Origin of the sequence: Streptomyces ipomoeae 91-03 (assembly GCF_000317595.1) — a bacterium.
Taxonomy (GTDB): domain Bacteria; phylum Actinomycetota; class Actinomycetes; order Streptomycetales; family Streptomycetaceae; genus Streptomyces; species Streptomyces ipomoeae.
In genome coordinates this window covers 1-912 of the sequence record NZ_AEJC01000358.1, presented here as the reverse complement: position 1 = coordinate 912, position 912 = coordinate 1, and the positions used below count along the sequence as shown (strand labels likewise).

The following is a 912-nucleotide window of genomic DNA, read 5'->3' as shown; positions in this document are numbered from 1 at the left end:
CCGTGACTGCGCGCGCATACGCACCGAAGCGACCCGCATGGTCGTCGAGAGCGTTCAGGACAAGGCCGTCCGGTACGCCCGCTCGATCCACCAGCACTGCGGTTACGGCGGTCCGCTGCCCGCACCACGGCTGTCCCTGGACACCCTGGACCTGGCGCTCGCCCAAGCGGCCCGATGGATCGACGACGGCCCGGACCCGGACAGTCCGGGCAAGGGTGACGACGGCGGCGAGCCCGACGGTGGCGCCGGTCTGGCGGTGGCCGCATGAGCCTTTGGAGCAAGGCCAGGAAGGCATGGACCATCGGCGAGATCGTCGCGACCATCACCGGCTCCGCCCAGGCCCCACCACCGGCCGACCTGCCCGCCTACCTGCGACAGCAGTACACCGAATACGCCAAGACACGCCATGAACAACTCGGCCGCGACATCAAACGGCTCACGACGAAAACCCGCCGACCGACGACCGGGCTCGACCGAGCAGCAGCGCGGAACTTGCGCGGCAGGAAATAGGCCGATACCCGATACGGCAGGGGGCGGTGGCTGCGCGTGCGGCGGAGACGGGGCCTGCGGGTGCAGCAACTGCCCGCGTTCCTCGGGCACCCTCGGGCTCGGGCAGCGTGTCGACTCGGGGGAGGGGCTGTTCCATGCCTCCTGATCCCCGCAAGGTCAGGGCGGCTGATGACGCGTAAAACTCAACGGGCCCCCCTCGCATCGTCTACGCTTTCGGTACCCGGCAAGCAAGTTATAAGAGTCAGTCGCGCCGCCAAGTGACTGCCAGGGGTGGGGCCGACCGCCAACGGCCCGATCACATTGCCCCAGGACACCAGCAGGCCGTGCTCAGCGCAGACGGCGAGGCCCTGCTCCAAGAACAGAGCAGGGCCCCTTGGGGAGCGGCCTTTCAGCGGCTGGCGA

General features: G+C 69.1%; 1 protein-coding gene and 1 pseudogene. Both read left to right on the top strand.

Going from position 1 to position 912, the window contains the following annotated elements; all coding sequences use genetic code 11:
* Positions 1–268 (top strand): annotated as a pseudogene (locus STRIP9103_RS22890) (hypothetical protein); the annotation flags it as partial.
* Positions 265–510, top strand: a complete 246-nt coding sequence (locus tag STRIP9103_RS22885) for a hypothetical protein (RefSeq protein ID WP_048820799.1) — start codon at positions 265–267, stop codon at positions 508–510. The pseudogene STRIP9103_RS22890 and the gene STRIP9103_RS22885, both read left to right, overlap by 4 nt.
* Positions 511–912 lie beyond the last annotated feature (402 nt).